Consider the following 7,917-nt stretch of genomic DNA (forward strand, 5'->3'; position numbering starts at 1 on the left):
CGGCGAACGCTAATGACCGAACAGGCCGCCGCCGTGACCTCCGCCGAACAGGCCGCCGCCCCCACCGCCGAACAGCCCACCACCGCGGGACCCTCCGCCGCCGAACAGGCCGCCACCGCCGCCACCGCCGAACAGGCCGCCACCGGGCTTTCCGCCACCGCCGAACAGTCCGCCGCCAGGCTTTCCGCCGCCGCCGAAGATTCCGCCGGGCTTGCCGCCGCCGCCGAACATGCCACCACCCAGGTTGGGCATCGAGGGCGCGCTCGGTGCGGGAATCGATGGCAGCGACGGGGACTTGGGCGCCGGTAGCGACGGCAGCGAGGGCGCCTGCGGTGCGGGCAGCGACGGCAGCGACGGGGCCTTGGGCGCCGGTAGCGACGGCAGCCAGGGTGCCTGCGGTGCCGGTAGCGACGGCAGCGAGGGCGCCTGAGGTGCGGGCAGCCCTGCCGGGGGCCCTGAATTCGGCAGCTGGATCGGCAGATTCGGCAGTTGGATTCCGGGGGCCGGGTTGACCGCGGGTGCGTCGGGAACCTTGACCGGCAGCTCGGGCAGCTGAATGCCCGGGTTGGGGTTGACCGCGGGAAGGTCCGGGACCTGAACCGGCGGATCCGGCAGTTTCACCACCGGAGGGTTCGGTTTGATCACCGGGATCTCGGGTTTGACCACCGGTGGGTTCGGGTTGACCACTGGGATTTCGGGGTTGAGCACCGGAGGATCGGGCTTGACCACCGGGGGATTCGGCTTGATCACCGGCGGAATCGGTTTGATCACCGGCGGATTGGGCTTCACGACCGGAGGATCGGGGAGCTCGACCGGCGGGTTCGGCTTCACGACCGGGGGAGTGGGGAGCTCGATCGGCGGGTGGGGCTTCACGACCGGAGGATCGGGCTTGACCACCGGCGGAGTGGGGAGCTCGACCGGGGGTTCGGGCTTGACCTCGGGCGGTTGTGGCTTGACCACCGGCGGGACCGGGGCCGTCGGCTTCTTCGCGGGCAGCCCCCACAGGAATGACAGGTCTGGCATCCCCGAAAGGACGGGCCGGTGGGGGGCCGGCCGCGGAAGCGGCGCCACGACGAAGGGCGACAGGGGGTGCGTCGCCGGCGGCTGCATGGGCAACGGCGGACCGAATATCGGTGCGGGAACAAACAACGGCCCGCTGCTTGCCCCGGCCGCCACCGGCATTGGTGCCGGCAGGCCGGGCGCCGGGGCATCCAGCGGCACCGCCGCCGGCAGGTCGGGCGCCGACGGCAGGCTCAACGGCGGCAGCGGTATCGAGTCCGCTGGAGCCTGCCCCATCACCGGCGGTTGTCCCCCGAACGGCTCGGTGGCGGGCACCTGAAGATTCGGCGCCCGGTGGGGAATGGTCAGCGCTCGGCCCAGATCCGGCCGCAACGCGACGAGGTTGGGGGTGATGTCCAGCGTCATGGCCACCATCAGCGCCGACGCCGCGGCGAATGCGGCCGAAGCCAGCGCCGCACCGGCCACCAGCAGCGGGCGCCGGGCCGGCGGACCCGCGGGAGCGAAGATCTCGGTGGCTGCTTCGGCTTCGTCGTCGGGCACCGCGCTGTAGGCGAGATCGTCGGCTCCCAGATCGGGGATGTCGTAGTAGCAGGGGCCGACAGCACCGGACCCGGGTTCTTGCGTGTAGGCCAGCGCTGCGGACTGCGCCTCGACACCGACCAGGCGGGCGGATGCCAGTGCCGCGCCGCGGGCCAGGGCCGCACGCGGTTCCGCGGGTTCGCACACCTCGTGGTCGACCGTCGCCTCCAGTCGCGGCCGAAGCGCTGTCGAATCACCCTCGGGGCAGATCAGGAACAGGCCGTCCGGGCAGGTCTGGGCGGCGTTGAGTCGATCGGCGACCGTGTCGACCGCGGCGGTGGCGTCGCCGCCATCGAGGGCTTGGCGAAAGATCCGGGTGATGGTGCCGTGGGTGCAGTCGACCATGGCCAGTGTCGCGGTCGACGCCTCGACCGACAGCAGCCCCATCTGGTCGCAGCCGACCGTCTGTCCCAGATTGTGGGTCAGGCTTGCCGCCGCAAGCACCGGCGAGACCAGAGCCACGTTGTCCAAGCCTTCGAGGGCGCCGCTGGCAAGCCGCGAACTCAGTGCGGCCGCGTCGAGTGGATCGGTCACGGTCACCCCGGTCGAGACCAGGTGAAGACCGGCCGAGTCCGCGGCGTCGCGCGCTCGCAGGATCGCCGCGATCAACGCGTCGACGGCGGGGAACTCGGCGAACTCGTCGGTGGGCACGTCAATGCTGAGCTCTTCCAGCGTGACGCCGTCCCCGCGTTCTCCGCAGACCAGCACGGTGTGGATGGTGGCGGGTGTGCTCGACGCAAGTGCCACACCGAGGACGACGTCCATGTCTTCTCCGATTCAGTTCTGACCTGCACGCGGTCGGCCACGGCGGCTTCTGGGGGGCACAGACATCGGCGGCGTTCCGACACCGTTTGTTCACCATCACGAGATCTACTCGCAATACATCGAAATATGCGTCTGAGTGAATAAATAGCGTCTGATGGGTTCGTGAAGAATGTCTGATTTTGTGGACCGACGCTGCCGAGCGTCGCGATCCTGCCGCGTAGCGCCACCCGATCGGGCCAGGTAAGCCATGATGGACGCGGCACCGACGGGCACCGGTATGGACAGGAGTCAGACTTGGCCGATTTCGTCGCGTCGATCGACCAGGGCACCACCAGCACCCGCTGCATCATCTTCGACCATGACGGTGCGGAGGTGGGCCGGCATCAACTCGAACACGAACAGATCCTGCCCCGAGCCGGCTGGGTGGAACACGATCCGTTCGAATTGTGGAACCACACCGCCGCGGTGCTGGTGTCGGCGCTCAACACCACCAAGCTGCACGCTTCGGACCTGGCGGCGCTGGGCATCGCCAACCAGCGCGAGACGACGGTGGTGTGGAACAAGAACACCGGCCAGCCCTACCACAATGCGATCGTCTGGCAAGACACCCGGACCGACGCCATCGCGGCGGCTCTGGAGCGTGACGGCCACGGCGAGGTGATCCGGCGCAAGGCGGGCCTGCCGCCGGCCACCTATTTCTCCGGCGGCAAGCTGCAGTGGATTCTGGACAACGTCGAGGGTGTGCGCGCCGACGCCGAACGGGGCGACGCGCTGTTCGGCACCTGCGACAGCTGGGTGCTGTGGAACCTGACCGGCGGGCCGCGCGGCGGGGTGCACCTGACCGACGTCACCAACGCCAGCCGCACCATGCTGATGAACCTCGAAACCCTGGACTGGGACGACGAACTGCTGGCGTTGTTCTCGATCCCGCGGTCGATGCTGCCGCGCATCACGGCGTCGTCGACGCGGCGCCGGCACGCGGTCACCGCGAGCACCGGGCCGTTGCGGGGCGAGGTGCCGATCGCCGGCATCCTGGGCGATCAGCAGAGCGCCATGGTCGGCCAGGTGTGCTTGTCGGCGGGTGAGGCGAAGAACACGTACGGCACCGGAAACTTCTTGCTGCTCAACACCGGTGAGCAGATCGTCCGCTCCGACAACGGATTGTTGACCACGGTCTGCTACCAGTTCGGTGACGCCAAGCCGGTCTATGCGCTGGAGGGCTCGATCGCGGTCACTGGCTCCGCGGTGCAGTGGTTGCGCGACCAGCTGGGCATCATCAGCGGCGCCACGCAGGTCGAGTCCCTGGCCCGTCAGGTGGCCGACAACGGCGGGATGTACTTCGTGCCGGCGTTCTCCGGACTGTTTGCGCCGTACTGGCGTTCGGATGCGCGCGGTGCGATCGTCGGGCTGTCCCGCTTTAACACCAATGCACATCTGGCGCGGGCCACGCTGGAGGCGATCTGCTACCAGAGCCGGGATGTAGCCGAGGCGATGGAGGCCGATTCCGGTGTGCACCTGGGTGTTTTGAAGGTCGACGGTGGTATCACCGCCAACGACCTGTGTATGCAGATTCAAGCCGACGTGCTCGGCGTCGACGTGGTCAAGCCGGTAGTGCCCGAAACCACCGCGCTGGGCGCGGCCTATGCGGCAGGCCTGGGCGTCGGGTTCTGGAAGGGGCCCGACGAACTTCGTGCCAATTGGCGCGAAGACCGGCGCTGGACCCCGAACTGGTCGGATGACCAACGCGCCGAAGGCTATGCCGGGTGGCGAAAGGCCGTGCAGCGCACGCTGGACTGGGTTGAGCTGCCCTGAGGATGGCCGCACGCAAACGGCGGGTGCTGCCCGGTGCGCTCGTTGCGCTGGTGGTGGTGGCAGCCGTCGGCTGGGCGTGGTGGCAGCACGACGGATTTTCGCAGCCCTCGGGTCCTTCGCCGACTTCGACGCCGCCGACGCCGAGCGCGGCGCCGCTCGACCCGGGCTATGACGATGCTCGCCGCATGCTTGAAGCCCTACCGGTCAAGGGCTGGGATCGAGCGCAGGACTTCAAGCGCTACCGGTTCGGCGAGCGGTGGAGCGATGACGTCGACGTCGAATTCGGCCACAACGGCTGCAACACCCGCGACGACATCTTGCGCCGCGACTTGGCGCAGATCGAACTGCGACGGGGCACCTGCCTGGTGCAGCGCGGCGTCCTGCACGACCCGTACTCCGGCGAGACCATAGCCTTCGTCCGTGGCCCGGAGACCTCCGACGCCGTGCAGGTCGATCATCTCGTGTCGTTGGCCGACGCCTGGTACAAGGGCGCCCGATCTTGGGACGACCGGCGCCGCCGCGATTTCGCCAACGACCCCCGCAACCTGCTCGCGGTCAGCGCCCAAGCCAACTTTGACAAAGCATTCCGCGACGCCGCCGGCTGGCTGCCGGCGAACGCCGCGTTCGAATGCGAATTCGTAGCCCGCCAGATCACGGTCAAAACCGCTTACGGACTGTGGGTTTCATCGAACGAGAAGACCGCGATGCATCGGGTCCTTCGCCACTGTTGACGGTCGGGATCAGTCGGTTTCCCCGAGGATGCCGTAGATCTCCTTGCGGGCGCTGTTGATGATGTCGACAATGCGCTGCTGCTGTTCGGGCGTGGCTGCCTGGCCGGCCTGCGCGGCGGCACCGAACAGCTGACCGGTCGCGGTGCGCAGATTGATCTGCCCCGGGTCGGCGCCGTCGGCGATCTGCTCCCACGGTGGTGTCTCGATCGTCTCGGCGACCCCGCGGCCTTCTTCGGTCAATTCGAAAAGGCGCTTCTTGCCGTCGGTTTCGGTACCGGTGATCAGGCCCTCATCGACCAGCATCTGCAAGGTCGGGTAGACCGAGCCCGGACTGGGGCGCCACAGTCCTTGGCTGCGCTCGGCGATCTGCTGGATGATCTCGTAGCCGTGCATCGGGCCCTCGGCCAGCAGGGCCAGGATGGCGAGCCGCACGTCGCCGCGTCGGCCACGATTGCCGCGCCGGTGTCCACGGTGCCCGCCCGGACCGAAGCCGAAGCCGAAACCGGGACCGCCGGGACCGAAACCCGGCCCGAAACCCGGACCGAATCCGTGCCGGAAATCCGGGCCGAATCCGGGGCCGGGGGCCTCGTGGCCGGGACCGAAGCCCAACGGAGCGCAGTGGTCGGCGGCTTGGTCGCGCAGCTGCCGGCGAAACTCGCGCCGGGCCTGCCGGCGCGCGATGTGTGCGGCGCGGCGCTGATGTGGCGACGCAGGACCGAAGCCGAATCCGAATCCGACCTGGTGTTCGGCATCGTCTGGGAAGGGTCCGCCGGGCGGACCGAAGGGGTTGTTCATTGCGTACCTCATTGCTCTAGAAGGGGGAGCGTGATTCGCTCCCGATACGTTGACGATATATCGGGAACTATCGAGATGCAACGGTAGCGTCGATCCGGCCAAGAACGATCGAGACAATCCCGAGCGGGAACGGGTGGGGGCGGCGCCATCTCTGGCGGAAGACTTGGCGGTCGCATCGACCGCCAGGGAACACGAGCTCGGCTTGCTAGCTCGGGGGAAAGAAGCCGCCCGCATTCGGTGGCGGCCACGGCGCCGGAGGCGGCGGGAAATACGGTCCGGGCGCGTGAGCCGCAAACCGCGCCAGTTCGCGTTGATGGCGTTCGGCCAGTACCGCAGCCAGTACCAGCTCGGGCGGGGCGTCCGGGGGCGGTGGCGGTGAGATGTGCGCGAGTACGTCACCGGAGATCCGGTAGGCCATCATCTGGCGGGTGTGCGGGTCGAGCTGTGCGGCCCGGCCGAGGAATTGCCGTGCCAGTTCTGCGGATTCGGCACGCAGGCCCGACAACTGCAATGTCGACGCCCACCAGGCCAGCCCCGGCGGCATCATGGGCGGCGGGGTCGAGGCCGGCGCGCGTTCGCTGATCACGACGGTGCCGGCGAAGATGTCGCCCAGGCGCTTTCCGCGGGGCGACAGCAGGCTGCAGATCACCGCTGGGCTGCCGGTGAGTCCCCAGATCTCGATAACCGAGGCCAGCGCCCGAAAGAGGGCCTGCCGGAAGCGTTCCGGGCCGCCGTCATCGGAAACCACCCGCAGGCCCATCGCCATCTTGCCCAGCGAGCGGCCCCGGGTGACGGTCTCCATGATGACGGGGTAACCGACCAAGAGCAGTACGGCGAAGATGATCATGACTGCCGTGGTCAAGGCGTCGTCGAACCGGCCGAGGGTGGTGGCCCACAGCACGATCGCGCAGAGGTAGCCCACCATCACGACGGTGATGTCGATCAGCGCGCTGACCGCGCGCACCGGCAGCTGCGCGATCGCGATGTCGAGAACGACGGCGTCGCCGGTCACCAGCTCGGGGCCGCGATTCGCCATAGCTCAGACGCTACTCGCCGAACCGCTTTCAGCGAGGAGCTCACCGTCCTCGCTAGGCTCGGCCACGTGGATGTCGACGCCTTCGTGCTGACCCATCGACCGACCTGGGATCGGCTGGAGTCGCTGGTCAAGAATCGGCGGCGGCTCACCGGAGCCGAGGTCGACGAACTGGTCGACCTCTATCAACGCGTGTCCACGCACCTGTCGGTGGTGCGCTCGTCGTCGTCGGATGCGGCGCTCATCGGCCGACTTTCCGCCCTGGTGGCGCGGGCGCGTGCCGCCGTCACCGGTGCTCATGCGCCGCTGGCCTCGGAGTTCGTCCGGTTCGTGACGGTGTCGTTCCCGGTTGTCGCCTACCGCGCCTGGCGGTGGTGGCTGGGCACCGCCGTGGTGTTCCTGGCGGTCTCGGCGGTGATCGCCTGCTGGGTGGCCGGCAATCCCGACGTGCAGGCGGTGATCGGCACCCCCGTCGAGATCGACAGGTTGGTCAACCATGACTTCGCCGCCTACTACAGCGATCACCCGGCAGGGTCGTTCGCGCTACAGGTCTGGGTGAACAACGCCTGGGTGGCCGCCCGCGCCATCGCGTTCGCGGTGCTGCTGGGCCTGCCGATCCCGGCGCTGTTGTTCGCCAACGCGGCCAACGTCGGCTTGGCGCTCGGGCTGATGTTCCACGCCGGTCGGGGCGGTTTCATGCTGGGACTGCTTGCCCCGCACGGACTGCTGGAGTTGACGGCGGTGTTCCTGGCCGGCGCGGTGGGGATGCGTCTGGGCTGGGCGGTGATCGCCCCGGGCGATCGGCCCCGCACACAGGTGCTCGCCGAGCAGGGCCGGGCCGTCGTCGCGGTCGCGGTGGGGCTGGTCGTGGTGTTCGCCGTGGCCGGGCTGCTTGAGGCGGTGGTGACCCCGTCGCCGCTACCGACGTGGCTGCGGGTCGGCATCGGCGTGCTGGTCGAGGCGGCGTTCCTGGCCTACGTGGTGTACTTCGGGCGCAAGGCGGTGGCCGCCGACGAGACCGGTGACATCGCCGATGCCCCCGACTTCGTCCCGACCGGCTAGGCCCTGCCCTTGCGCGAGCCGGCGGTCCCCGGCCCTGCGCGAACGTGCATTGCTCCTATGTCAAGCGGCGGCTAGGTCGTGGGTTTGTGGTGGGGTGTGATTGTCGGTGAGCAGGCGTTT

General features: G+C 68.8%; 6 protein-coding genes. 3 read left to right on the top strand and 3 right to left on the bottom strand.

All coding sequences use genetic code 11. The features are described 5' to 3' along the window. Nucleotides 1–9: 9 nt before the first annotated feature. Nucleotides 10–2,364 (bottom strand): hypothetical protein, encoded by a 2,355-nt coding sequence (locus tag ACJH5R_RS21625; protein WP_406782876.1) that lies wholly within the window; start codon nucleotides 2,362–2,364, stop codon nucleotides 10–12. Between the two features lie 294 nt (nucleotides 2,365–2,658). On the opposite strand from ACJH5R_RS21625, the gene glpK reads away from it, so the two are divergent. Continuing rightward, nucleotides 2,659–4,176, top strand: a complete 1,518-nt coding sequence (gene glpK / locus ACJH5R_RS21630; protein ID WP_406756832.1) for a glycerol kinase GlpK — start codon at nucleotides 2,659–2,661, stop codon at nucleotides 4,174–4,176. Nucleotides 4,177–4,178: 2 nt separating this feature from the next. Beyond that, a complete protein-coding gene (locus ACJH5R_RS21635; protein WP_406782877.1) occupies nucleotides 4,179–4,907 on the top strand; it encodes an HNH endonuclease family protein in 729 nt (242 codons plus the stop codon). Nucleotides 4,908–4,916: 9 nt separating this feature from the next. Here the strand turns inward: ACJH5R_RS21635 and ACJH5R_RS21640 are convergent, their stop codons facing one another. After that, nucleotides 4,917–5,702, bottom strand: coding sequence for a PadR family transcriptional regulator (locus tag ACJH5R_RS21640; RefSeq protein ID WP_406782878.1), 786 nt, complete (start codon nucleotides 5,700–5,702; stop codon nucleotides 4,917–4,919). A gap of 205 nt (nucleotides 5,703–5,907) precedes the next feature. Then, nucleotides 5,908–6,738, bottom strand: coding sequence for an RDD family protein (locus tag ACJH5R_RS21645; protein ID WP_406756835.1), 831 nt, complete (start codon nucleotides 6,736–6,738; stop codon nucleotides 5,908–5,910). 66 nt (nucleotides 6,739–6,804) lie between these two features. Between ACJH5R_RS21645 and ACJH5R_RS21650 the strand changes: the two genes are divergently transcribed. Next, the gene (locus tag ACJH5R_RS21650) at nucleotides 6,805–7,797 is read left to right on the top strand and encodes a stage II sporulation protein M (protein WP_406756836.1); all 993 of its coding nucleotides are present in this window, start codon (nucleotides 6,805–6,807) and stop codon (nucleotides 7,795–7,797) included. The last annotated feature ends 120 nt before the right edge of the window (nucleotides 7,798–7,917 follow it).

Source organism: Mycobacterium sp. SMC-19, assembly GCF_045310815.1.
In the GTDB taxonomy this organism is placed as follows: Bacteria; Actinomycetota; Actinomycetes; order Mycobacteriales; family Mycobacteriaceae; genus Mycobacterium.

Coding starts and splice junctions, on each gene's coding strand:
- ACJH5R_RS21635 (WP_406782877.1), top strand. CDS start 4,179: ATGGCCGCACGCAAACGGCGGGTGCTGCCCGGTGCGCTCGTTGCGCTG.
- ACJH5R_RS21625 (WP_406782876.1), bottom strand. CDS start 2,364: ATGGACGTCGTCCTCGGTGTGGCACTTGCGTCGAGCACACCCGCCACC.
- ACJH5R_RS21645 (WP_406756835.1), bottom strand. CDS start 6,738: ATGGCGAATCGCGGCCCCGAGCTGGTGACCGGCGACGCCGTCGTTCTC.
- ACJH5R_RS21640 (WP_406782878.1), bottom strand. CDS start 5,702: ATGAACAACCCCTTCGGTCCGCCCGGCGGACCCTTCCCAGACGATGCC.